Origin of the sequence: Peteryoungia wuzhouensis (genome assembly GCF_003205195.1) — a bacterium.
In the GTDB taxonomy this organism is placed as follows: domain Bacteria; phylum Pseudomonadota; class Alphaproteobacteria; order Rhizobiales; family Rhizobiaceae; genus Allorhizobium; species Allorhizobium wuzhouense.
Map to the genome: position 1 here is coordinate 166913 of NZ_QJRY01000008.1, position 26452 is coordinate 193364.

Annotated in this window: 23 protein-coding genes; 16 read left to right on the forward strand and 7 right to left on the reverse strand. The window is 61.4% G+C overall.

Annotated elements, in window-relative coordinates:
- Window positions 1–25: 25 nt before the first annotated feature.
- On the reverse strand, window positions 26–463 hold the full coding sequence (locus tag DMY87_RS20255; RefSeq protein WP_110793435.1) for a DUF6163 family protein: 438 nt from the start codon (window positions 461–463) through the stop codon (window positions 26–28).
- Window positions 464–622: 159 nt separating this feature from the next.
- Here DMY87_RS20255 and hemB point away from each other — a divergent pair, with 159 nt between their 5' ends.
- The 3 genes from hemB (at window position 623) to DMY87_RS20270 (ending at window position 3053) form a co-directional block, all read left to right on the forward strand.
- Complete coding sequence (hemB, locus tag DMY87_RS20260; protein WP_110793436.1) at window positions 623–1639, forward strand: porphobilinogen synthase; 1017 nt, start codon at window positions 623–625, stop codon at window positions 1637–1639.
- Window positions 1640–1708: 69 nt separating this feature from the next.
- On the forward strand, window positions 1709–2167 hold the full coding sequence (locus tag DMY87_RS20265) for an RDD family protein (RefSeq protein ID WP_110793437.1): 459 nt from the start codon (window positions 1709–1711) through the stop codon (window positions 2165–2167).
- 124 nt (window positions 2168–2291) lie between these two features.
- On the forward strand, window positions 2292–3053 hold the full coding sequence (locus DMY87_RS20270) for an arginyltransferase (RefSeq protein ID WP_110793438.1): 762 nt from the start codon (window positions 2292–2294) through the stop codon (window positions 3051–3053).
- 86 nt (window positions 3054–3139) lie between these two features.
- On the opposite strand, the gene DMY87_RS20275 is transcribed toward DMY87_RS20270, so the two are convergent.
- The gene (locus tag DMY87_RS20275; protein WP_110793588.1) at window positions 3140–4183 is read right to left on the reverse strand and encodes a class I SAM-dependent methyltransferase; all 1044 of its coding nucleotides are present in this window, start codon (window positions 4181–4183) and stop codon (window positions 3140–3142) included.
- A 169-nt stretch (window positions 4184–4352) separates the two neighbouring features.
- Here DMY87_RS20275 and DMY87_RS20280 point away from each other — a divergent pair, with 169 nt between their 5' ends.
- The gene (locus DMY87_RS20280; protein WP_245408991.1) at window positions 4353–6413 is read left to right on the forward strand and encodes a putative bifunctional diguanylate cyclase/phosphodiesterase; all 2061 of its coding nucleotides are present in this window, start codon (window positions 4353–4355) and stop codon (window positions 6411–6413) included.
- A 107-nt stretch (window positions 6414–6520) separates the two neighbouring features.
- Window positions 6521–7663 carry a cyclic nucleotide-binding domain-containing protein gene (locus DMY87_RS20285; RefSeq protein WP_165826368.1) on the forward strand — a complete coding sequence of 381 codons (1143 nt, stop codon included), beginning with the start codon at window positions 6521–6523 and terminating at the stop codon, window positions 7661–7663.
- A 65-nt stretch (window positions 7664–7728) separates the two neighbouring features.
- Here DMY87_RS20285 and parC read toward each other — a convergent pair whose 3' ends face one another.
- The gene (gene parC / locus DMY87_RS20290) at window positions 7729–10005 is read right to left on the reverse strand and encodes a DNA topoisomerase IV subunit A (RefSeq protein WP_110793440.1); all 2277 of its coding nucleotides are present in this window, start codon (window positions 10003–10005) and stop codon (window positions 7729–7731) included.
- Window positions 10006–10215: 210 nt separating this feature from the next.
- Here parC and DMY87_RS20295 point away from each other — a divergent pair, with 210 nt between their 5' ends.
- Window positions 10216–11409: a hypothetical protein gene (locus tag DMY87_RS20295; protein WP_110793590.1), complete on the forward strand. Its 1194-nt coding sequence runs from the start codon at window positions 10216–10218 to the stop codon at window positions 11407–11409.
- A 63-nt stretch (window positions 11410–11472) separates the two neighbouring features.
- Here DMY87_RS20295 and DMY87_RS20300 read toward each other — a convergent pair whose 3' ends face one another.
- Both DMY87_RS20300 and aspS read right to left on the reverse strand, forming a co-directional pair.
- Window positions 11473–13506: a methyl-accepting chemotaxis protein gene (locus DMY87_RS20300; protein ID WP_205908200.1), complete on the reverse strand. Its 2034-nt coding sequence runs from the start codon at window positions 13504–13506 to the stop codon at window positions 11473–11475.
- Between the two features lie 287 nt (window positions 13507–13793).
- Window positions 13794–15584: an aspartate--tRNA ligase gene (gene aspS / locus DMY87_RS20305; RefSeq protein WP_110793442.1), complete on the reverse strand. Its 1791-nt coding sequence runs from the start codon at window positions 15582–15584 to the stop codon at window positions 13794–13796.
- A gap of 403 nt (window positions 15585–15987) precedes the next feature.
- On the opposite strand from aspS, the gene DMY87_RS20315 reads away from it, so the two are divergent.
- On the forward strand, window positions 15988–17868 hold the full coding sequence (locus DMY87_RS20315; RefSeq protein ID WP_165826370.1) for a DUF4209 domain-containing protein: 1881 nt from the start codon (window positions 15988–15990) through the stop codon (window positions 17866–17868).
- 124 nt (window positions 17869–17992) lie between these two features.
- On the opposite strand, the gene DMY87_RS20320 is transcribed toward DMY87_RS20315, so the two are convergent.
- Window positions 17993–18229, reverse strand: coding sequence for a hypothetical protein (locus DMY87_RS20320; RefSeq protein WP_110793445.1), 237 nt, complete (start codon window positions 18227–18229; stop codon window positions 17993–17995).
- Window positions 18230–18314: 85 nt separating this feature from the next.
- Here DMY87_RS20320 and DMY87_RS20325 point away from each other — a divergent pair, with 85 nt between their 5' ends.
- Together DMY87_RS20325 and DMY87_RS20330 are read left to right on the forward strand one after the other, a co-directional pair.
- The gene (locus tag DMY87_RS20325; protein WP_110793446.1) at window positions 18315–18539 is read left to right on the forward strand and encodes an antitoxin MazE-like protein; all 225 of its coding nucleotides are present in this window, start codon (window positions 18315–18317) and stop codon (window positions 18537–18539) included.
- A complete protein-coding gene (locus tag DMY87_RS20330) occupies window positions 18524–18862 on the forward strand; it encodes a type II toxin-antitoxin system PemK/MazF family toxin (protein WP_342588663.1) in 339 nt (112 codons plus the stop codon). The genes DMY87_RS20325 and DMY87_RS20330 overlap by 16 nt, the downstream gene beginning before the upstream one ends.
- Before the next feature lie 91 nt (window positions 18863–18953).
- On the opposite strand, the gene DMY87_RS20335 is transcribed toward DMY87_RS20330, so the two are convergent.
- Window positions 18954–19556, reverse strand: coding sequence for a TetR/AcrR family transcriptional regulator (locus DMY87_RS20335; RefSeq protein WP_110793447.1), 603 nt, complete (start codon window positions 19554–19556; stop codon window positions 18954–18956).
- Between the two features lie 104 nt (window positions 19557–19660).
- Between DMY87_RS20335 and DMY87_RS20340 the strand changes: the two genes are divergently transcribed.
- From DMY87_RS20340 to DMY87_RS20370, 7 genes are all read left to right on the forward strand, one after another.
- On the forward strand, window positions 19661–20092 hold the full coding sequence (locus DMY87_RS20340; RefSeq protein ID WP_110793448.1) for an ABA4-like family protein: 432 nt from the start codon (window positions 19661–19663) through the stop codon (window positions 20090–20092).
- Between the two features lie 3 nt (window positions 20093–20095).
- Window positions 20096–20944: a hypothetical protein gene (locus DMY87_RS20345; protein ID WP_110793449.1), complete on the forward strand. Its 849-nt coding sequence runs from the start codon at window positions 20096–20098 to the stop codon at window positions 20942–20944.
- Between the two features lie 123 nt (window positions 20945–21067).
- On the forward strand, window positions 21068–22306 hold the full coding sequence (locus tag DMY87_RS20350; RefSeq protein ID WP_110793450.1) for an MFS transporter: 1239 nt from the start codon (window positions 21068–21070) through the stop codon (window positions 22304–22306).
- A gap of 98 nt (window positions 22307–22404) precedes the next feature.
- Complete coding sequence (locus DMY87_RS20355) at window positions 22405–23814, forward strand: multicopper oxidase family protein (RefSeq protein WP_110793451.1); 1410 nt, start codon at window positions 22405–22407, stop codon at window positions 23812–23814.
- Between the two features lies 1 nt (window position 23815).
- Window positions 23816–24703 (forward strand): MBL fold metallo-hydrolase, encoded by an 888-nt coding sequence (locus DMY87_RS20360; RefSeq protein WP_110793452.1) that lies wholly within the window; start codon window positions 23816–23818, stop codon window positions 24701–24703.
- Window positions 24704–24820: 117 nt separating this feature from the next.
- Window positions 24821–25966, forward strand: coding sequence for a ribonuclease D (gene rnd / locus DMY87_RS20365; protein ID WP_110793453.1), 1146 nt, complete (start codon window positions 24821–24823; stop codon window positions 25964–25966).
- Window positions 25967–25969: 3 nt separating this feature from the next.
- Window positions 25970–26452 (forward strand): GNAT family N-acetyltransferase, encoded by a 483-nt coding sequence (locus tag DMY87_RS20370; RefSeq protein ID WP_110793454.1) that lies wholly within the window; start codon window positions 25970–25972, stop codon window positions 26450–26452.

Consider the following 26452-nt stretch of genomic DNA (forward strand, 5'->3'; position numbering starts at 1 on the left):
AGGCTTACCAAAGCCCGTCCTGCGATCAGGGTAAATCAACGGTTATCGTCTCCCGCTTGTGTCTGCTTTCGAGCCACAACGCCAGGCGGAACACCAGGTACAGCACCGCGACGGAGACATGCATGACGATGGCCAGCATGTTGTGGCCGAAGATCTCGGGCCAGACGGAGAACATGAGAACCTGGCCGCCGGCTGCGATCATCCACATCACCGGCCCCCAGGAGCCGGCGAGCCACAGGCCGAGGGCTGCCACCGGAAAGACGACGGCGAGCCCGGCTGCGGCAACTCGCCAAGGCAGAGACAGAAGATCGAAACGGCCGAGGCCACCATGGCTGTAGCCGACCAGCATGGCCCAGTATTGCAGCCCGAACCACAGGCAGCCGAGCGCAACCAGACGCAGGAACAGCACATAGATGAACTCCGTCAGACTGCGGAGCGGCGTGGTCGGCGAATCAGCTTCCATGGTATCCACGATAGGGCCTCGCTCTGGCGACCGCCAGCAGTGGCAACCCGCCCTCCCCTGACCGCTTGCGACATAGCGTCGTTTTGCAAGCGGCAGGCGGCATGGTATCAGCAGCGACCAAAGACGGCAAAAGACGCAGACGAGAACAAGGACGAGACGATGACGGACAAGACCCATTCCGTGGATGACGTGACCGGCCATCGGCGCATGCGGCGCCTGCGCAAGGCGGACTGGCAGCGGCGCATGGTGCTGGAAAACCGGCTGACCGTGGACGACCTGATCTGGCCGATCTTCGTCGTGCCCGGCACCGGCATCCTCGACCCGATCGCCGCCATGCCCGGCGTCTTCCGGATGAGCGTGGACAAGGCCGTAGAAGCCGCGAAGGAAGCAGCCGATCTCGGCATCCCCGCCATTGCCACCTTCCCGAATGTCGACATGGGCCTGCGCGACGAGACGGGTTCGCATATTCTCGTGGCCGACAACCTGATCAACCAGACGACCGCTGCCATCAAGAAGGCCGTGCCCAATATCGGCATCATCACCGACGTTGCGCTCGATCCGTTCACCAGCCATGGCCATGACGGCATCCTGCGCGAGGGCGAAATCGTCAACGACGAGACGGTCGACCAGCTGGTGCGGGCAGCCGTCGCCCAGGCCGATGCCGGCGCCGACATCATCGCACCGTCGGACATGATGGACGGCCGGATCGGCGCCATCCGCCGCGGCCTCGACGCCGCCGGACACCAGAGTGTCGGCATCATGGCCTATGCCACCAAGTTCGCATCCTGCTACTACGGTCCATATCGCGAGGCGATTTCCACGAGCGGGCTGCTGAAGGGCGACAAGAAGACCTATTACATCGACCCTGCCAACGGCACCGAGGCGATCCGTGATGCAGCCCTCGACGTCGAGGAAGGCGCCGATATGCTGATGGTCAAGCCGGGCCTGCCCTATCTCGACATCTGCTGGCGCATGAAGGAAGCCTTCGGGCTTCCGGTCTTCGCCTATCAGGTCTCGGGCGAATACAGCCAGATCAAGGCGGCTGCCGCCAATGGCTGGATCGATGGCGAACGGGCGATGCTGGAGACGCTCCTCTCGTTCAAGCGCGCCGGCTGCGATGGCATTCTGACCTATTTTGCCGTCGAGGTGGCCCGCCACCTCGCGCAAAAGGGATGACGCCTCACGGATTATTGTATTCGTGCGGCGAGTTCCCATATCTGAGAAACAACCACAGGAGTTTCGCCCATGAGCCTCGACAGCAATCCGTCCTATGCCGCCCCCGAAGACTGGCGCGCCTATAGCGGCGTGCTGTCGCGCCGGGTCTTTGCCTTCATCGTCGACTATCTGTTCATCGGGCTTTTGTGGATCCCGGCAGCGGTCGTCGTGTTCTTCCTCGGCATCCTGACGCTGGGGCTGGGCTGGCTGCTTTATCCCATCCTGTTCTTCGTCGTCGCCGGTCTCTATTTCGGCATGTCGCTCGCAGGCCCTTCGCAGGCTACGCCCGGCATGCGCATGATGGGGATCGCCATGGTCCGCCTCGATGGCCGCAAGCTCGACTTCATTACCGCGATCGCCCATCTCGCACTGTTCTGGATCCTGAACTCGGTGCTGACACCACTTGTCCTGCTGGCCGGCCTGTTCATCGAGCGCTCGCGCCTCGTGCATGACCTGCTCGTCGGCACGGCCACCGTCCGGACATATTGAAACCGTTCTCCGCTGCGAGACATGAAGAAAGCACTCCGGGGACGTCCCGGAGTGTTGACGTTTCGCATTCTTGCGCCATCCTAGTCGATGAGATGACGTGACAGAGGATTCTCTTCAGCGACAGATGAATACCCAGACCTCTCCCTCCCCCCAGTTCTACCTGACGGCCGCCGCGCCGTGTCCCTATCTGCCGAACGAATTGGAACGGAAGGTCTTTACCCATATGGTCGGCCCGCGGGCGACGGAGATGAACGATCTCCTCACCCAGGGCGGGTTTCGCCGCTCGCAGAACATTGCCTATCGGCCGGCCTGTGAATCCTGCCGTGCCTGTGTCTCCGTCCGGGTGCTGACCAAAGAGTTCGAAGCCAGTCGCGCCTTTCGAAGGGTGGAAGCGAGCAATCGCGATCTCGTTTCGACCGTCTTTCCGGCGCAGCCATCGACCGAGCAGTTTTCCCTCTTCCGGCGTTATCTCGATGCCCGGCATCAGCAGGGCGGCATGTCGGATATGTCGGCACTCGATTATGCGATCATGGTCGAGGACAGCCATGTGCAGACACGGATCATCGAATACAGGCTCAGAGTTCCCGGCGATGGCGTCTTGCAGCAGCCACGGGGAGACCTCGTTGCGGTAGCGCTTTCGGACCTGATGAGCGACGGGCTCTCTATGGTCTATTCGTTCTACAATCCGGAGATGGAAAGACGCTCGCTCGGCACCATGATGGTGCTCGACCATATCCGACGGGCGCAGGCGCTCGGCCTGCCGCATGTCTATCTCGGTTATTGGGTGCGTGGTTCGCAAAAGATGGGCTACAAGACCCGCTTCCAGCCGCAGGAACACCTGATGAACCAGGGGTGGATGCGGTTTACGCCCGATATGGACGAATGACGCGACCGACGTCGCGTCACCTTCAGCTAAATATTAGTGCTGCCCCCTCCCCGCCTCCGGATGAAGGCGGGAAGAGCTGACTGCTGTTACGACAGCTTGCGGATGATGCCGTAGACGATGTTCTTGTTGGCGCCGTAGCGAAGGCTGCATTCGACATCGAGCCCTTCGGTCGTCGCACGCATGATCCGCCACATGTCCTCTTCCGAGCGCAACAGCAGCGCCCAGTTCATGAAGGTTTCCATGTAGCCGTCATCCGGGATCTCGTCGGCAAAATTGGCGAAGAGGAAGGTGCCATGCGGCTTCAGCATCTGCAGGCAGCGCTGTGACAGCTTGATGGCGACTTCGTCGGCCAGATAGTCGTAGAGGCCGGCGGCATAGACGAAGTCGAACTTGCCGAGCGTCTGCGAGCGCATCAGAACCGTACGGACCGAACCGTCGACGGCCTCCACCGCCGTGCCTTCATACTCGCTGGCGACCGCACCGACGCTCAAGGGGTCCTGATCGAGGGCGAGCCAACGCTTGATGTTGCCGTTCTTCAATTCCTGGGACATCTTGCCTTCACGCAGATGGCCGGCAGCGATCGTCAGGATTTCCGCCTCGCCGCCGCGCGACGATGCGACGTCATCGACATATTGGGCGAGAAGGTCGCGCCGTTCGCGCACCGCGACGCAGGCCGGGGATTCGCTCGTGAAGGCGTTGACGGCCTTGCCCATGGGGCTCGCAGCATCGAGCATCGCCTGCTTGCTCGGGTGCCGGTAGATGAAATCAAGCAGGCCCGCATCGCCGGAATAGCCGCGCGGCTTCTCGAACGACCAGCGCGTGAACGGGTCCTCGTGGAAATGACGGGCGATCGCATGGTTCTGAGCGATCGGGATCAGCTGCTCCCAGACCTTGGGGGAAAAGCGATTGCGGACATGGTGCAAGCCCGTGAGCAGGCGCAGCATGATCTGCCCGACATCTGTTTCACTTTGGAACTGCTGTTCGGCCACCCGCAGATGCAGCGCCAGCTCCGCCCGTGCCTCTTCAAATTCACCATCACGAACGGGGTTTGTGGAAGAAAAGACCTGGGATGCAATAGAGTCTGGGGTGATGAGGCTTTCGCCATCGAATGCAATGTCCAACTCGCTCATCTTGCGCTCCATTTTAGTCAATCTTGATATTAATACTTGGTAAACCATAGTGGGAATTTCACCGACGTACACCCCAATTTTCTCCAGATCTTAAAACGTAGTTAACGCCTGTCCCAGTTAAGATCAGTCCGCGCGCCGGTGTGTATTGCGCGGAAGTTGGGAGCAGATGATGCAACAGGGCAATGACTACCCTGCACGGGCTCGGGCTGGCTCGCCACATGCCGACCGCGCGGCGACCTTCGCCGCCGACACCGTTGAGACGCGCACTCCGAATGCTTCGGGCACAGTCGGCGGGTCCCTTTCCGCAACCGCCCTCAAGCGCCTCTACATGAGTGAACGCGGCGAGGCGCAGGTCCGCGAGACCCGGCGCGGCCTCTGGCTTGCGGTGATCGTGTATCTGCTGTTCGGGATCTCCGACGCGATCCTCATCCCCGATGTGGCCATGCAAGCCATCGCGGCGCGTTTCGTCGTCGCCATATCGGTCATGACCGTGATGGAAATCCTCGTCGCCACCCGCGCGCCGTCAAAATGGTCCGATATCACCTGCGCCGTCACCGTCGTGGCAGGTTACATCGGCTGGTTGATCCCGGCGATGGAAACGACCGCTGTCGAGACATTCCGCTTCTACATGCTGTTCGGCACGATCTTCATGATGAGTGCCAATCTGTTCTTCAATCTCTTTTTCCGGCTGTCTGTCGCGACTTCCGCGACAATCCTGATGATCTTCTTCACCAGCCTGGCCTTTGTCCCGGCTTTGGAACAGAACCAGCGTCTGGTGCTGATCCTGTTCTACATTTCCTGCTTTGCTTTCACGTCCTATGTAAACTGGAAGCTGAACGAAGAACGCTACAATGTCTTCCTCAACGCCCGCGAGGCCGCACATCAGCACGAGGAATCGGAAAAGCGCGGCGCGGCACTCGAACGTCTGTCCAACACCGACTACCTGACCGGCGTCGACAACCGTCGTGCGGTCGACAAACGCTTACGGGAATACTGGAGCAATTGGCAGGATGCCGGCACGAGCTTTGCCGTGATGCTTGTCGATGTGGACTTCTTCAAAAAATACAACGACTTCTACGGGCACCAGGCCGGGGACCGATGCCTCGTGATGGTGGCCTCTGCGCTGAGCGATATGCTGAAGCCGCTTCATGCAACCGTTGGGCGCTATGGCGGCGAAGAGTTCATCGTGCTGTCGCGTGTCACCGGGCGCGAACAGGTCATGGCGCTGGCTGAAGTCATCCGCGCCACCGTCGAGGATCTTGCCATCGTGCACGACCAGCGTCGGGACGGCCAGGCCGTCGTCACCGTCAGTGTGGGCGCCGCCTATACGCGCGCCCAGACCGGCCCGAAGCTGGAACGCATCATCAACGAAGCCGACCGCGCGCTCTATTCCGCCAAGGCCAATGGCCGCAACTGCGTCCGTCTGTTCGACCCGAACGACCCCTTGAGCAGCGACGACAACGAAAACATCGCCGCGACGCTGCGCATGGCCGTGCGAAACGATCTCGTGCATCTCGTCTATCAACCGATCCAGAACATGCGCACCGGCCGTGTCGAGGGCGTGGAATCCCTGATGCGCCTCAAGATGGTGGACGGAACACCGCTGTCGCCGGCGCAGTTCATCCCCGTTGCCGAGCGCACCGGCGCCATCCTGGAACTCGGCCTGTGGGCGATCCGCCGCGCCTGCACGGAAGTGCTCGCCCCGGGTCTTGCGCCGCTTGCCAGCGTCAACGTCTCCGCCATCCAGCTGAAGTCGCGCGGTTTCGCGCTCGCCGTCTCGACCATCCTGGAAGAGACCGGCGTTCCCGGCTCGCAGCTTGCCTTCGAAATCACCGAAGGCATCGACATGGAAGGCCAGTCCGACGTCATCCGTTGCATCACCGACCTGCAGGCGCTCGGTATCCGCATCTGGCTCGACGATTTCGGCACCGGTTTTGCCGGCCTCTCCTGGCTCCGCCTCTTCCCCTTCGACACGGTCAAGATCGACCGCTCCTTCCTGCAGGACGCCCGTCGTCCCGCCGGTCGCGCGATGCTCGAAGACATCATCCGGCTGATCCGCAACCGTGGCCTCAAGATCCTGATCGAGGGCCTCGAAACGGCAGACCATGTCGACCTGATGCACGAACTCGGCATCGAACTCGGCCAGGGCTATTATCTCGGCCGGCCGGTTCCGATCGAGGAAGTGCGGATCAAGGCCGTGCCGCGACTTGCGACTGTCGTCAGCCTCTGAGCGCCGAGCGCGCCTGAACTGCTGCCAAACTTGGCCGATGGGCCAGCCCCCTCTCCAATGCTGAAGCCGATATGATATCGGCATCGATACTGGTTCGGGGGCCATACATGACCATCGCGCAAACCGATCTCCTGCGGGAAAGCCAGGAGTTCTCGGAAAAGCTGCTCAAGCACACCACCATCCGCGTCAGCGAAACCTATCTCGAAGACTTCCGCCAACATGTCGGCACCGTGCGCTACAGTGCTGGCGAGACCATCTTCAACCAAGGCGATGACAGCAGTTTCGCTGTGCTCATCGCCTCCGGCGAGATCGAGGTGTTTGCGCCTGACAGCGGCGACACGCTGTCTGTTGCCGGAGACGGGGCGCTGATCGGCGAGCTCGGCATGATCAGCGGCGATCCGCGTAGTGCGTCGGCCCGTGCGCTCTCGCCGGTGCGTGGCTGGGTCATCGAACGGAGCGACTATCGGGAGTTCCTCAGCGATCGTCCGGAACTTGCCACGCTCTTCTTCCGCAAGATCTATGCGCAGCTGTCGGCCAGCTACGGAAAGCTCAGGGAGCAGTATGTTGCGCTGGAGGACGCCGACCGGCGCTACCACGCGCTTGCCTTCATGTTCGTGACGATCGTTTTGATGGTCAACGTCTATGCCCTGGTAAACGGGATGATCCTCGGCAGCCTCAAGGCCAACCACCAGGATGCGATGATCTTCTGGACCTCGCGGGCGATGGAGCTTTGGGGCGGCTTCATCCTCTGGGGGCTCACGGTACGCTGCGGCCTCACACGCCACGACATGGGTATCCGCCGGGCCAATCTCGGCCGGTCCATTGCAATGGGTGTGCTGATCAGCCTTCCGGCGCTGGCGGCCATGGCCCATTTTCGCACGCAGCTTTATCCGCAGTTGGCGGGAACACCGCTTGTCGATCCGGCACAGCTTACGCTCAGCGTTTACACCTATATTCTCGTTGCGGCGCTGCAGGAGTGGATCTGCCGGGGCGTGTTCCTCACCTCAATCGCCAAGCTGATGCCGGGCCGCATGCGGCCGGCTGCCGCCGTTGTGATTTCGTCGCTGGTCTTCTCGACGCTTCACCTGCACTACTCGTCGTCGCTTGCTGTCGTCGCGCTGGTGACCGGCATCGTCTGGGGCGCGCTCTTCCTCGCCTATCGCAACCTCGCCGGCCCTGTTGTCTCGCATTTCATTCTGGGCAATGCCGCGACGCTGATGGGCATCTGGGCGATCTGGCAAGGCGGCTGAACCGCGCACGAAAAAGCCGGCAGCATATGCGGCCGGCTCTTCCTATCGATTCCGTCGATCCTGGCTCAGCCGGCAAATTTGCCGCTGCGGGGGAAACCCTTCGGGACTGCGCGGCCGGCGGTCGCGCGGTCACCCAGCCACTCGATCAGTTCGTCCTTGGTCTTCGTAAAGGTGCGGCCGGCCGAATCGGCCCAGGTCAGACCATCGGCGATCGCGAAACACTTCACGTCGGAAATGCCGCCGTCCTTGTAGCGCTGCAGACGCACGCCCTTGCCACGGGTCATTTCCGGGATCTGGGCAAGCGGGAAGGCCAGCATCTTGCGGTTTTCGCCGACGACTGCGACATGGTCGCCGCTGACGGGCACCACGAGCTTCGCCTCATCCGGCATGCCGACATTCATCACCTGCTTGCCCTTGCGGGTGTTGGCAACCACCTCCCCTTCCGGCACGACGAAGCCGTTGCCGGCGGTCGAGACGAGGAGCAGTTTGCGGGTCGAGTCATGCACGAAGGCGGTCAGCACGTCCTGGTCGTTTTCCATGTCGACGATGATGCGCAACGGCTCGCCATGGCCACGGCCGCCCGGCAGCTTGTCGCCGCCCAGCGTGTAGACCTTGCCGCCTGTCGTCACGAGCAGGATCTTGTCCGTCGTCTGCGCCGGGAAGGCCACCTTCAGCCCGTCGCCTTCCTTGAAGGTCAGCGAGGACGTGTCGGAGATGTGGCCCTTCAACGCACGGATCCAGCCCTTGTCCGAGATGACGACGGTGATCGGTTCCTTCTCGATCATCGCCTGCTGGATCGCCTCGACATCGGCTTCCGGCGCATCTGAGAAGACGGTCCGACGACGGCCGAGTTCGGTCGCCTTGGCATATTTCTTCTTCACCTCGCCGATTTCCCAGGCGACGGTCTGCCACTGCTTGTCATCGGAGGCGAGCAGCGATTCGATCTCGGCCTTCTCGGCCGAGAGCTCATCATGCTCCTTGCGGATCTCGAATTCCTCGAGCTTGCGCAGATTTCTCAGGCGCATGTTGAGGATGGCTTCCGCCTGGATGTCGGTCAGATCCCATTTGGCGATCATCACCGGCTTGGGCTCATCCTCTTCGCGGATGATGCGGATCACCTCGTCGAGGTTGAGATAGGCAATCAGCAGGCCGCCCAGGATCTCCAGACGCCGGTCAATGGCGGCGAGACGGAACTTCGAACGGCGAACGAGCACGTCCTTGCGATGCTCCAGCCACTCGGTCAGCACCTCGTTGAGGGCCATGACCTTCGGCACCTTGCCCTGGGACAGCACGTTCATGTTGAGCGGAATGCGGCTTTCGAGCTCGGTGAGCTTGAAGAGCGATTCCATCAACAGCGTCGCATCGACCGTACGGCTCTTCGGGACCAGCACGAGGCGGATGTCCTCGGCGCTCTCGTCGCGCACATCTTCAAGCAGAGGCAGGCGACGGGCGATCAGCAGTTCGGCAATCTTCTCGATCAGGCGCGACTTCTGCACCTGGAACGGGATCTGCGTGACGATGATCTGGTATCCACCGCGGCCGAGGTCTTCGGTTTCCCACTTGGCGCGGACCTTGAAGCCGCCACGACCCGTCCGGTAGGTCTCGAGCATCGAGGCACGGCTCTCGACGATCACGCCGCCGGTCGGGAAGTCGGGGCCTTCGATGCCACCGCGCTCCGGATGGGCGGGATCGGCCAGCAGATCCTCGACGGGTGCGCCCGGGTTCTTGATCAGATACAGCGCCGCGTCGCAGAGTTCATGCGCATTGTGCGGCGGAATCGAGGTCGCCATGCCGACTGCGATACCCGATGCACCATTGGCGAGCAGGTTCGGGAAAGCACCTGGCAGAACCGTCGGTTCGTCGTCTTCCTCGTTATAGGTGGGACGGAAGTCGACCGCGTCCTGGTCGATGCCTTCGAGCAGCAAAGCTGCGACATCGGTCATGCGGGCTTCGGTGTAACGATAGGCGGCAGCGCTGTCGCCGTCGATATTGCCGAAGTTCCCCTGCCCGTCCACGACCGGATAACGCTGGGAGAAATCCTGCGCGAGGCGCACCAGCGCATCATAGACCGACTGGTCGCCATGCGGGTGGAATTTACCGATGACGTCACCGACGATACGGGCGCATTTCTTGAAGGCCGAATTCGGCCGGATGCCCATTTCGCTCATCGCGTGGATGATGCGACGATGCACCGGCTTCAGTCCGTCACGGACGTCCGGCAATGCGCGATGCATGATGGTCGAGAGCGCATAGGCGAGATAGCGCTCTTCGAGCGCCGCCTTCAGATCGACCGGCAGAATATTGTCGCCACCCTCATCGGGCGGAAGCTGATTTGTCCCCATGCGACCCTGCCTATCGGAGATGGATCGGAACGGCAAGGAATCCGGGGATTCAGCCTGTGGATTATGCGGTTGTGACAGCCATCACCAACGAAAATACATGCGCGCCAGAACGTCGAAAAGCGGTGGAAGCCGGTTTCAATCCCCCTTATATGTAACTGCCATTCGAGGACCCGCGTCGATATGCGCGGACCAGCCACAAAGGACGACGTCATGAGCTTGCATCACTCCACCCGGATCCTTCTCGCAGGGGCAGCCCTTTGCGGCCTTTCCGCCCAGGCCTTTGCGCTTGATGGCGCGGATTTGCTGAAGAAGATCAACGCTTCCTACGCGGCCGGCGGCGCTGCGATCACCGCCGACACGATCGAGGTGAACGGCGAAGACGTCGTGCTGAAGGGCGTCAAGTTCGGCATGGCGAAGGAGGCGGAAACGCCGCTCAAGCTCGATGAACTGACGCTGCAGGGCGTGACGGAGGAAGACGGTGGCGCTTATTACATCGAGCGCGTCGACTTTCCGGAAGTGAACGTCACCGAGGAAAAGTCGACCTTCTCCGTGAGCGACCTCTATCTCGCAGGCATCTATGTTCCCGGCAGTGAAAAGGCCGAGGGCATCAATTCCCTGATGTTCTATGAAGAAGCCCATAGCGGTCCGGTGAAGGTCACGGTCGACGGCAAGCCGGTGTTCTCGATGGGTGAGGCGACCGGCACCATGAGCCTGTCGGACGACGAGAAGACGATTTCGTTCGAAGGATCGGCCACCGGCGTCAATGCCGACCTCTCGACCGTCGAAGACCCGAAGAGCAAGGAAGCGATCGAGGCGCTTGGCCTCAAGACGCTCGACGGCAATCTCAACATGTCGGGCAGCTGGGAAGTGGAGACGGGCACGATCGATGTCGAGGACTACTCGATCGATTTCGCCAATGTCGGCAAGCTGTCCATGTCCTTCGGCATTTCCGGCTACACGCTCGATCTCGTCAAGCAGATGCAGGAGCAGGCCCGCACGATGCAGGCGCAGCCGGAGAACCAGCAGGCGCAGCAGGCCGCTGGCCTTGCAATGCTCGGGCTGGTGCAGCAGCTTTCTCTGATCGATGCCAAGATCCGTTTCGAGGATGCCGGCATCACCAAGCGCGGCCTCGACTATGCCGGCAAGAGCCAGGGCACCGATGGCGCACAGATGGGCCAGATGGTGAAGGGCATGGTGCCGCTGCTGCTGGCCCAGGCCAAGCTCGGCGCCCTGCAGAACGAGGTGTCGACGGCGGTCAACACCTATATCGACAATCCGAAGGCCCTGACGATTGTCGCCGCCCCTGCCAATCCGGTCGCCTTCCCGATGATCATGGGTGCCGCCATGGGCGCCCCGGAAACCATCCCGGCGCTGATCGGCGTCAAGGTGACGGCGAACGACTGACCCCCACAAGGAAAGGCCGCCTCCGGGCGGCCTTTTCAATTCTGCATTGCCTTAACGCCATTATCAGGCCGCGCGGTCGCGATATCCACCCTTGCCTGCCGACACATTGTCATCTCCCAGATGGAACATGCCAACCAGCGCGCGCAGGCGCGAGGCCTGGTCTTCCAGGCCGGCGACCGCGACCTGGTTCCGGTCGACAAGCGCGGCATTCTGCTGGGTGACGCGGTCCATGGACGCCACGGCGTCATTGACGCTTCCGATGGCTGCCCGCTGCTCGCTGGCGGCAGAGGCGATGGCCTCCATGTGCTGCCGGATGGTCTGAACCTCCCGGTCGATGTCTCCGAGGGCTGCCCCCGTCTCGCGGACAAAGCGGGCACCGCCCGCCACTTCATCACCGGAGCTTTTGATGAGGCCCTTGATTTCCTTGGCGGCATTGGCTGAACGCTGCGCCAATTCGCGCACCTCGTGGGCAACGACGGCGAAGCCCTTGCCCGCCTCTCCCGCGCGGGCCGCCTCGACGCCGGCGTTCAGCGCCAGGAGGTTGGTCTGGAAGGCAATCTCGTCGATCACGCCGATGATGCTGGCAATGCTGGTGGACGAGAGTTCGATGCGCGCCATGGCTTCGACAGCCTTTGCCACGAGTTCGCCGGTCTTCGCCATCCGGTCGTTGACGGAACGGACTGCGGTTCGGGCCTCAAGGCTCAGCTCGGCCGAATGCCGGACATTCTGCGCGATCTGGTCGAGTGCGGCAGCCGATTCCTCCAGCGACGCCGCCTGGGCCGTGCTGCGCTCGGCCAGTTCGACCGCCTCGGCATTGATGTCGCGGCTGCCCTGGTCAATGGCACGGCTGACCGCGTCGATCCCGCTCATCAGGTCGCGCAGGCCTGCCACGGTCAGGTTGAGATCTTCCCGCAGCCCCTCGAACTCGACCGAAAAGGCGGCATCCAGCGACACTGTCAGGTCACCATCAGCCAGGCGCCGCAGACCCTCTGCCAGGCCTGCCGTTGCCTGTTCCAGACGCTCGCGCGCCTGGTCTTCTGCCTGCTGCTGCAAGCGGCTGCGCTCGGCCGCAGCGGCTGCGCGGCTTGCTTCAGCCTCGGCCTCAAGACGGAGACGCTCGACTGCCGACTGACGAAAAACTTCCATGGCCTGAACCATGGAGCCGATCTCGTTCGGCTGATCCAGATGGGCAATGGAATGCTCGGTCTCGCCCTCTGCCAGACGGCGCATGGCTGCGGTGATCTGCGAAATGGGACGACTGATCGAGCGGCCCACGAGCCAGACGGTCAGCAGGATGCCCGTTGCCACGATCGCCGCGACTGCGATCGCCAATTGTTCGTTGCCTGTTCGAACCCGTTCCATGTCGGCCTGCGCCGCCTCCAGGGCTCCGTTCACCTGCATCGTCATCTGGCGCAAACCGGCATCGACTTCGCCGGACGCAGCCGCGAGCTGCCCGCGTGCTTTCACATCCTGCAGATTTCCCTCGGCGAAGAGACGGAAGGCGGCGACATACATGTCCAGCGCCTCGGCAACCTTCATGCGGGCCGCCCCTGGCGGATAGAGCTTTTTCAGGCTCGCCTTGAATGTCGGAAGCTCAGTCCGGAACGCCTCCAGCACCGCCGTGTCGCCCCACAGCATGTAATCCTTCTCGTATTTGCGCAGCGTGAGCATGCTGACCTTCAGGTCGGCATTCTCGACGTCGAGGGTGAGTTTCTCCACCTTGTCGACCGCAGACTGCATGGCGCCTCTGAGCCCCTGGTCCGGCGTAAAACCAAGCTCCTGGCTCGCCGCGAACATCGCGTCGAAGGCTGCGGAATAAGTCGCTATACGTCCCGCGAGCGCATCATGGCCCTGCAGGGCACCGTTCGCCAGAGACGGGTCGATCGCCTGCAGTCCATCGGATGCGGCACTGATCGCCGTTCGGAAGGACCTGGCATTTTCGTCGGATGGCGATGCGAGGAACCGCTCGACGGAGATCGCCGCATGCTGGATCTCGACATCGACGTCGTCGATCGCACGGCGCAGGTCCCGGTACTGCGCCTCGTTGTTGCGGAAAACCTGATCAGCCCGCATCTGGCCGACATAGAGGCATCCCATGACGACCATTCCCGTTAAAGCCAGGAGCCCCAATACGAAGACGCGGTGCGCAATATGCAATCGTTGAATGAGATACATTGAAAAAACCCCTCAAAACACGCAGGCGCGATCTTGATGGGCGGCGGAATCTTAACAGAAGCTAAAGGTTATATGACACTACAATGAAATCAGCCCACGGCTGTCCGCAAGCTGCGAAATGCCGTGTGAACGCGACCGGAAAGCCACAACAAAAAGGCGCCGCGTTGCCGCAGCGCCTTTGATTTTAAAGCATTTTCGGATGAACGCACTCAGTCCTTCTTGGGCTGCGGCACGACGCGCAGCGCAAGTTCCCGGAGCTGCTGCGGGGTGGCCGGCGACGGCGCATTCATCAGAAGATCCTGGGCCTGCTGGTTCATCGGGAAGAGAGTGATCTCGCGCAGATTCTTTGCACCGACGAGCAGCATGACCACACGGTCGATGCCGAAAGCACAGCCGCCATGCGGAGGCGCGCCATACTGGAAGGCGCGGTACATGCCGCCGAAGCGTTCTTCCACATCCGCCTGGGACAGACCGACCTTTTCGAAGGCCTTGACCATCAGTTCCGGCGACTGGTTGCGGATCGAACCCGAGGCGATTTCGAAGCCGTTGCAGACGGCGTCATACTGATAGGCCTTGAGCGAGAGCGGGTCCTGGCTTTCAAGCGCTTCCAGACCACCCTGCGGCATCGAGAAGGGGTTGTGGGCGAAGTCGATCTTCTTTTCTTCCTCGCTCCATTCGTAGAAGGGGAAGTCGACGATCCAGCACATTTCGAAACGGTCGCGGTCGACGAGGTTCAACTCCTCGCCGGCGCGGGTGCGGGCTTCGCCGGCAAACTTGTAGAATTTTGCCGGGTCACCAGCGACGAAGAAGGCGGCGTCGCCGGCTTCGAGGCCGAGCTGAGCGCGGATTGCTTCCGTGCGCTCTTCGCCGATGTTCTTGGCAAGCGGGCCGGAGCCGGCGATCTTGCCGTCTTCTTCCTTCCAGAAGATATAGCCGAGGCCCGGCTGACCGGTCGATTGCGCCCAGGCATTCATGCGGTCGCAGAAGGCTCTGGAGCCGCCGGTCTTGGCCGGGATTGCCCAGATCTCGACCTTCGGGTTGGACGCGATCATGCCGGCGAAAACCTTGAAGCCGGAATCGCGGAAATGGTCGGTGACGTCTTGCATGACGATCGGGTTGCGCAAGTCCGGCTTGTCTGAACCGTATTTGCGGATCGCCTCGTCATACGGGATGCGCGGCCACTGCTTGGTCACCGGCTTGCCTTCGGCAAACTGCTCGAAGACCTTCGTCATCATCGGCTCCATCGTGCCCCAGACATCTTCCTGGGTGACGAAGCTCATTTCGACGTCGAGCTGGTAGAATTCGCCGGGCAGGCGGTCGGCACGCGGGTCTTCATCGCGGAAGCAGGGCGCGATCTGGAAATAACGGTCGAAGCCAGCGACCATCAACAGCTGCTTGTACTGCTGCGGCGCCTGGGGCAGTGCGAAGAACTTGCCCTCGTGGATGCGGCTCGGCACCAGGAAGTCGCGCGCGCCTTCCGGCGACGACGCCGTCAGGATCGGGGTCGAATATTCGGCAAAGCCGGCAGCGGCCATACCATTGCGCATCGCGGAGATGATCTGGGTGCGCTTGACGATGTTCTTGTGCAGCGTGTCGCGGCGCAGATCGAGGAAGCGGTACTTCAGGCGCACGTCTTCCGGATACTCAGGCTCGCCGAAGACCGGCAACGGCAGTTCCTTGGCGGCCGAGAGAACCTCGATCTCCTGCGCATAGAGCTCGATCTCGCCGGTCGGCATGGTCTTGTTGACCGTTTCGTCGGTGCGCGCCTTGACCAGGCCGTCGATGCGGATGACCCATTCGCCACGCACGGTTTCGGCCAGCTTGAAGGCCGGGCTATCCGGATCGGCGACGACCTGGGTAATGCCATAGTGATCACGCAGGTCGATGAAGAGCACGCCGCCATGGTCGCGGACGCGATGGACCCAGCCCGACAGGCGAACGGTCGACCCGACGTCGGACTTGCGAAGAGCGGCACAGGTGTGGCTGCGGTAACGATGCATGATCAGGTATCCCGAATGTGACGGTCGAAAAGGCACCAACAGACGAGGCGCGCGACCGATAGAAAATCGGGCGGAAAAGCGCATGGTGTGGCTGATTTGTCAAGGCTGGGTGGTGTTGGGGCGTGGCGTGGGCGGCTTTTGCGGGATGTAGAGGCTACCGTTTTGCTGAACGGGGCAGCTTGCGGAAAAGACGGCTCTTTGCCACGACCTTTCATTCACGCCCCCTAACTCTCCGCAAACAATCCATGAAAACCTGAGTGAAACAATTGCATCTGATAACCTGGCAGTTTTTCGGAGAATTGATTTGGGCGAATTCTTACGAATCAAGAAAAAAAATAACGAATACCTAAAGTCCAATACCCTGGCATGGTAGCCTGAACAACGATAGATGGAGGGTCGACGAGTGATCAAAGTGCCAACGGAGATTGAGTCTATTATCCATGACTTTGATCAGTCCGGAGAAAAACTAGCAGCCAACACGATTTCGGCTGCCCTAAACCCTGCAAGGATGAAACTTGCGGGCAACGCTGATGCGTTTCGTGACGCATGGCCCGATGCCATGGCGTTCGCTCTCCAGCGGGAAGCCAACAACATGGGGCCATGGAACACCTATTTTGGTGCGTGGAGCTCAGGCACTAAGGAAGATGGCTCAGATTGGTATGGACCTGATGTTCGGGAACTGACGCCAGATGTAATTGAGCACTGGAAACACCGAGCGAAAACCTTATGCCACCCAGTTCTAAGAGGCCGCTACGCAGATCTTGTATGGGAGTTCAGCAGGCCCGTTTCGAATAAGCGCGCAGATCCTGAATATGCTCGCATCGCCATCGACAGCTATCTAGACTCGGTTGCGCACGACATGAGGCCGGATCAATACGACAATATAGTCGTCCTTAAGCGCGCCGCCCGCCTTGCGGCCCTTATCAACGACGTTACACGCATTAATCGCACAAAGGAGCAGCTTTTTATTGCCTTCGATAAGGCGGTAACTGAGAAGACATGGTGGTGGGCGGTCTCCGATGAACTGTTGGAGAATCGAAAGCTCGCGTTGAGCGAAGACGACCGAGAGCGCTTGCGAGTGGGTTGGGAAACCCTGTTGGCTGGATACACTGCAGCGGGCGTTGACGGCTTTGATCCCCATCAGGCCGCGAGCGTTGGCGATCGTCTCATCGATCTTTACCGCAAGGAGGGGGCGTCTTCAGAGGTTGAGCGTGTCGCCAAAGCGATAGCCGGCGCCTTCATATGCATTTCGCGCGCTGGGAGCGCCATGCAGGCGATGGGGTGGCTCGAGACTGCCGCTGAATACATGTCAACTGCCGGAGACAAGGACCAAACCAAGGCGCTAAGGCTCGAACGTGAGCAAGCTATCCGCGACAGTCATGGGGAAATGCAGTCTTTCACAACAACCATGACGGTCACGAAGGAGGACATGGACGAATTCATCGCTCTTGTCGTCGACAAGGATAGTTGGCAGCAGAGTCTATTCAACATTGCAGCAGAATTCACCGAACCTAGGGAGCAGCTCTGGATTTCGCTACAACGCGAAGCGAGGGTCGCGCCGCTCATGGCGATGATTTCGTCGTCTATAATCGCCGACGATCATAAGGCCGCGACCGTGGGGTCGACTGAAGACGACAAGGAGGGAAACCTCATTCGTCGTTTGAATACGGCCCAACAACTCAACAGAAGGTTTCTTCGGTGTGCGCTTGACGAAGCAGTAGATCTCCATCGTTTGTCGCCGGAGGAAATAGCAAGTTTCATTTTCCAGTCCGAGCTATTCGATGATTTCCACCTAATGCGAGAAGGCATCAGGGCTTGGATGCACGGTGACTATATCAAAGCGCTGTTCACGCTTGTACCTCTTATCGAGGCAGGCTTCCGGACGTTAGCGAAACAACTGGGAGAGGTGACAACCAAGAGCAAGCGCGGCACCCCCGGTTGGGAGGTATCCTCCAACCTTGGTGATTTCCTCGCCATGGAATCGATACAAAAGGCTATGGGCCCCGATATCATCCTGCAAATCAAATCGATCTTCGCAGACGCGCGCGGTACAAACTTGAGAAACCTTGTGGCACACGGACTGGCCTCATCGTCATATGCGAATTGGCAGGTCTGCGACTTAATCGTTCACTCTCTAATAGTTATGGGAGTCTACCAGCATGTTCGCGACATAGCCGCGCGGCGCGGGGAGGCAGCCGTTGAAAACGCAGAAGCTGGCGACGACACCGATGACGCTGAAATGCCCACCGGCGAACCGGTGGACGATGGCGATACCCAAGGTTAGCCAGCGGCGCCAATCGGTAAACTTTTGTAGCTTCAATTTGTCCTTTTGCGGTGCGTGGGCTTCCAGGCCCCGGGGCGAGCAGTAAGAATTACCGAGATTTTGGGCGTGAATGGTAACGCCCCCATCACCCCGGCAACAACACACTCGCCAGATCCAGCGGCGCCGCAAACGGCTCGTGACCCGTGCCGCCCTCGCGCTGCAGTTTGCCGTCGATCATCAAATGCGCATGGCTGTGCATCTGGGACCAGACGAGCTGTTCGACGGCGGCCCTGCCCTCCGGCGTGTCGCGCTTCAGGCGTTTCGCCACCGGCCCATTGTGGTCATTGACCGTCGACGACATGATCGCGAAAAATCCCGACATTCGCGCTGTTCGTCACCAGAGCCAAAATCATTAGGGTGCGCGCAACCAATGTGCTAAGGTAGCGCGCGACCTGATGGAGGATGCTATGCCGAGACCCAAGAGCGCCGATGACGGCCTGACCAAGTTTCAACGCTACCGGCAACAGCAGCAGCACCGGGGCATGAAGCAACTGCGCATTTGGGTGCCGGATCCTCACAGGCCCGAATTTGCCGCCGAAGCCGAGCGGCAAGGTCTTCTCTTGCGCGGTCGCTCCGAGGAGGCCGAAGTACTGGATTTCATCGCGGCGGCTACGGAATGGCCAGAACCGTGAAAAGAGGTGATCTCGTCACGGTTTCGGCGCAGGGCGATTATGGAAAACCCCGCCCGGCAATTGTCATTCAATCTGATATTCTCAATGCGGCAGACAGCGTGCTGGTCGTTTTGCTCACCAGCGCGATGGCTGATGCCCCGCTTTATCGACTCACGGTCGAGCCAACGGCGGGGAACGGTCTCAAGGTCGTTTCACAGGTCATGGTGGATAAGGTTATGGCCTATCCGCGCGCCAAATGCGGCCCGGTCAGCGGTCATCTTTCCGGTGCCGATATGCTCGCTCTCAACACCATGCTCTCGGTGATGATCGGCCTTGCCGACTGACGGCCATATTTGTCGCGAATGTTAGGATTTTTGCGACGTCACAAAAATTGGGAGTTTTGCGGCAGCCACAACGCCTCCTGTTGGCGCCCCCTCACTCCGGCAAAAGCACACGCGCCAAATCCAGCGGCGCCACAAACGGTTCACACCCCGTGCCATCCTCCCGTTGCAGCTTGCCGTCGATCATCAGATGCGCGTGGCCATGGATCTGCGACCAGACGAGCTGCTCGACGGCCGCCCTGCCCTCCGGCGTGTCGAGTTTCATGCGTTTTGCCACCGGCGCCGAAATTTCCTCGAGCACGGCGTGGGCCGCGCTTGCCGGGGGCCCGAGGGCCGGGTCGTCCCAGTCGAGGCGGTTGGCGGTGAACATCAGGCGGAAGAGATGCGGACGGCTCGTCGCAAAGGCGAGGTAGCCGCGTGAGGCGGCGCGCAGTTGTTCGGCCGGATCATCCGGTGCCGTCGCCATGGCGCTGCGCATCGAGGCGGCAAACAGCCTGAAGCCCTCGACAGCAAAGGCGGTCATCAGGTGCTTCAGGGTCGGAAAGTGATGTTCGGGGGCGGCATGGGAGACGCCGACGCGGGCGGCGAGCTTGCGCAGCGTCAGGCCTTCCAGGCCCGCCTCCTCCAGCATCGTCAGCCCCGTGTCGATCAATGCCTGGCGCAGGTCGCCGTGGTGATAGGATTTTTGCCGTGCCATGCCCCCTGTCTAACCCCGCCTGCGGGTCTCTGTCAAAGCCATCTTGACAGTGACAAGTTAATCCGACATCTCTATCTTGTCATTGCCAAGATCAAGAGGATGAGATGGATTTCGCGCAGATGTTTTCGGTCGCAAGCTCAGCGGCCATGCTGGGATGGCTGGTGCTGATGCTTGCCCCGCGCCGCCCACTCGTCATCCAGACCTTGCGCCTGGGGCTGATCGGGGCGCTGTCGCTCACCTATGCCGTATTGATCTTCGTCTCCTTCTTCCGCGTCGAGGGCGGAGGTTTCGGCTCGATCGCCGAGGTGCGCGCGCTCTTCATGAGCGACCCGGTGCATGTTGCGGGCTGGATCCACTATCTGGCCTTTGATCTCTTCATCGGCACCTGGATTGCCATGGAGGCCGACAAGCGCGGCTATGACCGGTTGCTGCAGGTGCCCATGCTGGCCGCCACCTTCCTGTTCGGACCGCTCGGCCTCCTGATCTTCCTCGTTACCCGCGCGACCGAAACCACGCTCGCGATCAGAAAGGCCTGACCGATGACCCTGTTCTTCGATGACCGCTTCGTTTCAGCCCAGGCACAAGAGGGTCTCTTGGCAACCGAGCAAAGGGCCCGGCGACTGCTGGTCGTCGGCATGGGGCTGCAGGTGGCGCTCGCCATCCCGAGCCTTATCGCACTCGGGATCGACGACCGCCTGCTGAACGACGTCAGCGTGTGGATCAAGCCGATCAAATTTCAGGCGTCGCTGTTGATGATGCTTGCCACCATTCTCCTGCTCCTGCCGGTGATCGAAGCGCGGACACGGGCGGGCCGAGCTGTGTGGCTGGCCTGCCTTATCGCCGTGATCACGGCCACCGGCGAAATCCTCTACATCACGCTGCAAGCCGCCCGCGGACGGGCGTCGCACTTCAACTTGGACACGCCTGTGGAAGCGGTTGCCTATAGCGTGATGGGCGTCGGGGCCGCGCTGCTGGTCCTGTCGAGCCTGGCGATCGGCGTTTCCATCCTGCTGCGGCCCCGCGCCGATGCCCCACAGGGCTTGCGCCTCGGTGGTGGCTGGGGGCTGGTGCTCGGCAGCATTGCCACGCTTTTCACCGCGTTTGCGCTCGGAAGCGGCGAGATCGGCGGCCCCGGCCACTGGGTGGGCGGCGTGAGGACCGATCTTGGCGGCCTGCCGCTGTTCGGCTGGTCACGGACCGGCGGCGACCTGCGCGTGCCGCATTTCTTCGCCACCCATATCATGCAGGCGCTGCCGATCCTCGGCCTGCTGCTCGATCGCCTCGCGCCACGCCTTGCCCGGGCCGGCATCCTCATCGGCGCCTTCGTCTCGCTCGCCGTGGTCGTCGCCACCTTCGCACAGGCCGTGTTGGGACAGCCCTTCCTCTGACAAAAATCCTGTCGGTGGCGACGGTCCCACTTTTTGACCTGTCGCCATCGGCAAAACGGGTCTAGTAATTCTGCCCTGCCACGACACCGACTCGCCCCCTCCGTCGCGGCCTGCAGGCCACCCATGCATGATATCCGCCCCCTCATTCCTCTTCTCGCGACCGCCGGCATCCTGATCGGCGGCAACGGGCTGCAGGGAACCTTCATCTCGCTGCGCGGCATCGAAGAAGGCTTCAGCGCCTCGGTGGTCGGCATGGTCGGCACCGGCTATTTCATCGGCTTCGTGATCGGCTGCGTCTACGTGACCAAGGTCATGCGTGCCATTGGCCATATCCGTGCCTTCTCGGCGCTCGCAGCGATCGCCTCGGCCGCCTCGATCATGATGGTCCTCGTCATCGATCCCATCTCGTGGTTCCTGATGCGCCTTGTGCAGGGCATCTGTTTTGCCGGGCTGTTCGCCGTGGTGGAAAGCTGGCTGAATGCCCGAGTCACCAATGCCACCCGCGCCCGGACACTGTCTGTCTACCGTTTCGTCGACCTCGGATCGGTCACTGCCGCGCAATATCTCATTCCCCTTTTCGGCGTCAGCGGTTTCGATCTCTTCGCCATCATCTCCATGGCGCTGACGCTGTCGCTCGTGCCGATTTCCTTTGCCGACCGATCGAGCCCCGCCCCGCCTGAAGATGTGAAGTTCGACATCAAGGTGCTGTGGTCGGTCTCGCCGCTCGCGACCGTCGGCTGCATCGTGATCGGGCTCACCAATTCCAGCTTCCGTTCGCTTGGACCGATCTATGCCGACGGCATCGGCATGTCAGTCACCTCGATCGCCACCTTCATGAGCGTCGGTATCTTTGCGGGCATCGTGCTGCAATATCCGCTTGGGCACTATTCCGACAAACTCGACCGCCGCGTCATCATCCTCGTCTCCGGCATCGGGGCACTGCTCGCCTGCACCTATCTCGCCTTTTTCGCCGGCAACGGAGAACTCGCCAACTTCATCGGCATCTTCGCCTTCGGTGCCTTCGCCATGCCGCTCTATTCTCTGTGTTCGGCCCATGCCAACGACCACGCGGCACCCGGCCAGCATGCGCTGATTTCAGCCGGAACACTGTTCTTCTGGTCGGTCGGCGCGGTTATCGGTCCGCTGTTTGCCTCCTTCCTGATCGATGTGTTCGGGCCGCATGCGCTCTTCGCCTACATGATCGTCGTGCTGACCTTCTTCGTCGCCTATACGGTTGCCCGCATCTTTGCGCGCGGCGCTGTCCCGACAGAGCGGCGGCGCATGCGGTTCCGCAGCCTGCTGCGCACCTCGACCTTCTTCAGCAAGCTTGCGACACCCCCTTCGGAAAAGGATGGCGGCTGAGCGCGGACAGAGCCTGCCTGCGACAGGATGGTCGGGGCGGCGCTATTGCTGAATTCAATCGTCAACTTTAAAACGGGTTATCCAACGGAGCCCTTCGCGTGTTTCACCTGTCCCGCCGCACCCTTCTCAAATCCGCAGCCGTCGCCGGTGCCTATGGCGCCGGTGTTGCCGTCCTGCCGCGCCTGTCCCAGGCACTCGCCGCCCCCTCACCCGCCGAGATCGAGGCGCATGTGATCGAGGCAGTCCTCGACGGAAAGACGTCGACGCGCAATGTCATGAGCTACGGCCTTGCCGGCGCACCGTCATCGGATCCCTCGCCGCCGGTCCTGCGCATGCAGCGGGGAAAGCCGTTTGCGGCGCGGCTGACCAATCGGCTCGACGAACCGACCACCATCCACTGGCACGGCCTGCGCATTCCAAACGCCCAGGACGGCGTGCCGTTCGTTACCCAGCCTTACGTCTACACCGGCGATACCTTCGACTACGCCTTCACGCCGCCCGATGCCGGTACCTATTGGTATCATCCGCATTGCAACACGCTGACCCAGATGGGCCGCGGCCTGACCGGCATGCTGGTTGTCGAGGATGACCGTGACCCTGTCTTTGATGGCGAAGTGGCACTCAACCTGCGCGACTTCCGGCTCGGAAGCGACAGCCAATTTATCGCCCAGTTCAAGCCGCGCGATGCGGCGAAGACCGGCACCTTCGGCACGGTCCGCACCGCCAACTGGCAGCCGGAGCCTGTTTATGACGTGCCGGCCGGCGGACTGGTGCGGCTGCGCATCCTCGCTTCGGATGTGACCCGCATCTACAATCTGCGGCTCGATGGGGCGGACGCCATGATCATCGCGATCGACGGCCATCCGGTGCCGGTCCGCGTGGCCCTCGACATGGCGGTCGTCTCGCCCGGCCAGCGGCTCGACCTCGCGCTCCGGGTGCCCGACAGCGAAGGTGCCATGGTCTCGCTGGAAGACATCCGGCCCTCGACGCCGAAAGTGGTTGCGCAGTTCCGCGCGGTCGGTGCGTCGCTGAAGCGCAATCTCGGCGATCTCGGGCCGCTTTCCGAAAACGCCGGCGTCGAGGCCGATCTGGCGAATGCCACGCCGATCCCCCTTTTGCTGAGCGCTACAGCGGAGAATGCCGCAAAAGATTCCATTTGCGGGACGCTCGGCTATTCCTTCTGGGCGATCAACAAGGTTCCTTATCCTGGCGATACGGCCGATCCGACGGCCCCGATCGCGGAACTGAAGCTTGGCCAGAGTTACATCCTCAATGTCGAGAACGTCACGCCGCATGCGCATCCCATCCATCTGCATGGCATGAATTTCAAGGCGATCAGTTCGAGCAAGCAAGCTGTTCAGCAGCAGGTGTCCGACACCTATCTTGTCTTGCCGGATGAGAAGGTCCAGCTTGCGCTCGTGGCCGACAATCCGGGTGACTGGGTCTTCCATTGCCACATCATCGAACATCAGAAGACCGGCATGACCGGCTATTTCAGAGTGACATGACATGAGCCTTGCCGAGACGATGCGCATCCACGAGCCCTATCCTGGCATCTTCGCCTATTACGACGGGCGGATTGCGGGCAAACGGCTGCATTCGCCGGAACCGAACTGGCTCGATGACGGCGCCTACACCCTCGGCGTCGCGAGCTTCGCGATCGTCTCGGGCGCACAGGCGCTGGTCTATGACACACATATCTCCTTCGACCACGCAGCGGCGATCCGAGCGCATCTCAAATCGCTTGGCGTGACTGATATTCAAGTCGTCATGAGCCACTGGCACACCGATCACGTCGCCGGAAATGCCGGCTTCCTCGACTGTCCGATCCTGTCCAACAGGCTGACGAAAGACACGCTGATCGACAAACGCAAGGTTCTTGCCGCCAAGAACCCGCCGATCAATCCGGTCGTCATGCCGACAGAAACCTTCGAAGGTGAGACGGTTTTGCATGTCGGCGAGATCGAGGTGCGGCTGATGCAGTTCGATATCCACAGCGCCGATGGCACCGTGCTTTTCCTGCCCTCGCTCGGCCTGCTGTTTGCCGGCGACACGCTGGAAGACAGCGTTACCTATATTTCAGAGCCGGATAATGTGGCTCGCCACATCGCCGAACTCGACCGGCTGGCAACGCTGCCGATCCGCCGTATCCTGCCCAATCACGGCGCAGAAGAGGTGATCGCCGCCGGCGGCTATCCGCCGTCGCTGATCACCTCGAACCGCGACTATCTCACGCGGCTGACGGCGCGCATCGACGATCCCACGCTTGATGCCGAAAGCCTGGAGACCTTCCTCGCACCGGAACTCGCCAATGGTTCGGCGCTCTATTTCGCCCCCTATGAAGAGGTCCATCTTCAGAACATCGCGGTGCTGCGCGGCGCGCCCGTCGACGAATAGTGCTGGACGACGGGCGCAATCGGGCCGTTCACGGCCCTTTGCCGGCCGTTCATATTGACATCCAAGTCCAGAAGGGAAACTAAGGTTGATCCTGTAGTTTTCCATGACCGAGCCGAAATGATCGATACCACTGCCGCGCTCGAGGAGGCCTGCCGTCTCCTTGCCCAATCCGATTTCATCACGATCGACACGGAATTCCTCCGCGAAACGACCTTCTGGCCCGAACTCTGCCTGATCCAGATGGCGAGTCCGGATCACGAATATATCGTCGACCCGATGGCCAAGGGCCTGGACTTGGCCCCCTTCTTCGAACTGATGGCCAATTCCGCCGTCGTGAAGGTCTTTCACGCCGCGCGCCAGGACATCGAAATCATCTTCCACCTCGGCAATCTGATCCCGCATCCGATCTTCGACACGCAGGTCGCGGCGATGGTCTGCGGCTTCGGCGATTCGGTCTCCTACGACCAGCTCGTGCAGAAGGTGAAGAACGTCCATATCGACAAGACCTCGCGCTTCACCGACTGGAGCCGGCGGCCGCTGTCGGAAAAGCAGCTCGATTACGCGCTGGCCGACGTCACCCATCTGCGCGACGTCTATCTGAAATTGAAAGGTCAGCTGGAAGCAGAAGGTCGCGCCGAATGGCTGACCGAAGAAATGGCGATCCTCGAATCGCGCGACACCTATGACCTGCATCCGGACCAGGCCTGGCAGCGGCTGAAGATGCGGCTGCGCAAGCCGACGGAACTCGCCGTCATGCAATATGTGACGGCCTGGCGTGAACGCGAGGCGCGGTCGCGCAACGTGCCGCGCTCGCGCGTCCTGAAGGACGATGCGATCTACGAAATCGCCCAACAGCAGCCGAAGGATGTGGAATCGCTCGGGCGGCTGCGGACCATCCCCAAGGGCTGGGAGCGCTCGACATCGGGGGCAGCCATCATCGAACAGGTGAACATCGCACTCGCCCTGCCGAAGTCTGAGATGCCGCACCTGCAGCGCCACACGCATGCGCCAGAAGGCACACAATCGGCCGTCGAACTGCTCAAGGTTCTGCTGCGCCTGACTTCGGAAAAACACGGGGTCGCCTCCAAGGTGATCGCCAACAGCGACGATCTGGAAAAGATTGCGGCCGAAGGCGAAAAGGCAGACGTCGCCGCCCTGCAGGGCTGGCGCCGCGAACTGTTCGGCGATCTGGCTTTGAAGCTGATTTCCGGCGGCGTCGGCCTGCGCTTCGTCGACAAGCGCGTCGAAGCCGTGGAGTTCTGAGCCGTGCCGGCGCCGACCCTGCGCCGTGCGACGGAAGACGACATCGCCTTCATCATGGAGACGGAGCGTCTGCCGGGTTATGAACGAACGGTCGGACGCTTCGAGGAAGACGAACACCGCGCCTATCTCGCCGATCCGGCATGGCGCTACCTCGTCCATCCGGAGATGGGGCTGGCGTTGCTGCACGGGATCGGCAGCCGGGACGGCAATCTCTGTCTTCGGCGCTTCATCGTGACGAAGACGTCTAGCGGGTATGGAAGCGTCTTGCTGCCATTGGTCCTCAGCCACGTGTTCGAGGAGACCGCTACCCATCGGCTGTGGCTGCACCACGTCAAGGAAAACACCAAGGCTGCAAAGCTTTACGCACGGTTTGGTTTCCTGCACGAAGGCATCGAGCGGGAAGCTGGCCTTCGCCCCGACGGAAGCCGCTTCGACCTCGTCAATCTCTCCCTACTCCGCCCGGAATGGGCATCGCGCCGCGGCTGA

Bases quoted from the DNA above. Each gene is read 5' to 3' on its own strand.
- DMY87_RS20300 (WP_205908200.1), bottom strand. From the start codon at position 13,506: ATGGGATGCCTCTATGTCGGCCAGATGCGGGCTGATCAGGTTTTCCGC.
- DMY87_RS20360 (WP_110793452.1), top strand. From the start codon at position 23,816: ATGAGCCTTGCCGAGACGATGCGCATCCACGAGCCCTATCCTGGCATC.
- aspS (WP_110793442.1), bottom strand. From the start codon at position 15,584: ATGCATCGTTACCGCAGCCACACCTGTGCCGCTCTTCGCAAGTCCGAC.
- DMY87_RS20280 (WP_245408991.1), top strand. From the start codon at position 4,353: ATGCAACAGGGCAATGACTACCCTGCACGGGCTCGGGCTGGCTCGCCA.
- DMY87_RS20255 (WP_110793435.1), bottom strand. From the start codon at position 463: ATGGAAGCTGATTCGCCGACCACGCCGCTCCGCAGTCTGACGGAGTTC.
- DMY87_RS20275 (WP_110793588.1), bottom strand. From the start codon at position 4,183: ATGAGCGAGTTGGACATTGCATTCGATGGCGAAAGCCTCATCACCCCA.
- DMY87_RS20285 (WP_165826368.1), top strand. From the start codon at position 6,521: ATGACCATCGCGCAAACCGATCTCCTGCGGGAAAGCCAGGAGTTCTCG.
- hemB (WP_110793436.1), top strand. From the start codon at position 623: ATGACGGACAAGACCCATTCCGTGGATGACGTGACCGGCCATCGGCGC.
- DMY87_RS20320 (WP_110793445.1), bottom strand. From the start codon at position 18,229: ATGTCGGGATTTTTCGCGATCATGTCGTCGACGGTCAATGACCACAAT.
- DMY87_RS20265 (WP_110793437.1), top strand. From the start codon at position 1,709: ATGAGCCTCGACAGCAATCCGTCCTATGCCGCCCCCGAAGACTGGCGC.
- DMY87_RS20335 (WP_110793447.1), bottom strand. From the start codon at position 19,556: ATGGCACGGCAAAAATCCTATCACCACGGCGACCTGCGCCAGGCATTG.
- DMY87_RS20330 (WP_342588663.1), top strand. From the start codon at position 18,524: ATGGCCAGAACCGTGAAAAGAGGTGATCTCGTCACGGTTTCGGCGCAG.
- DMY87_RS20270 (WP_110793438.1), top strand. From the start codon at position 2,292: ATGAATACCCAGACCTCTCCCTCCCCCCAGTTCTACCTGACGGCCGCC.
- DMY87_RS20325 (WP_110793446.1), top strand. From the start codon at position 18,315: ATGCCGAGACCCAAGAGCGCCGATGACGGCCTGACCAAGTTTCAACGC.
- parC (WP_110793440.1), bottom strand. From the start codon at position 10,005: ATGGGGACAAATCAGCTTCCGCCCGATGAGGGTGGCGACAATATTCTG.
- rnd (WP_110793453.1), top strand. From the start codon at position 24,821: ATGATCGATACCACTGCCGCGCTCGAGGAGGCCTGCCGTCTCCTTGCC.
- DMY87_RS20295 (WP_110793590.1), top strand. From the start codon at position 10,216: ATGAGCTTGCATCACTCCACCCGGATCCTTCTCGCAGGGGCAGCCCTT.
- DMY87_RS20340 (WP_110793448.1), top strand. From the start codon at position 19,661: ATGGATTTCGCGCAGATGTTTTCGGTCGCAAGCTCAGCGGCCATGCTG.
- DMY87_RS20350 (WP_110793450.1), top strand. From the start codon at position 21,068: ATGCATGATATCCGCCCCCTCATTCCTCTTCTCGCGACCGCCGGCATC.
- DMY87_RS20345 (WP_110793449.1), top strand. From the start codon at position 20,096: ATGACCCTGTTCTTCGATGACCGCTTCGTTTCAGCCCAGGCACAAGAG.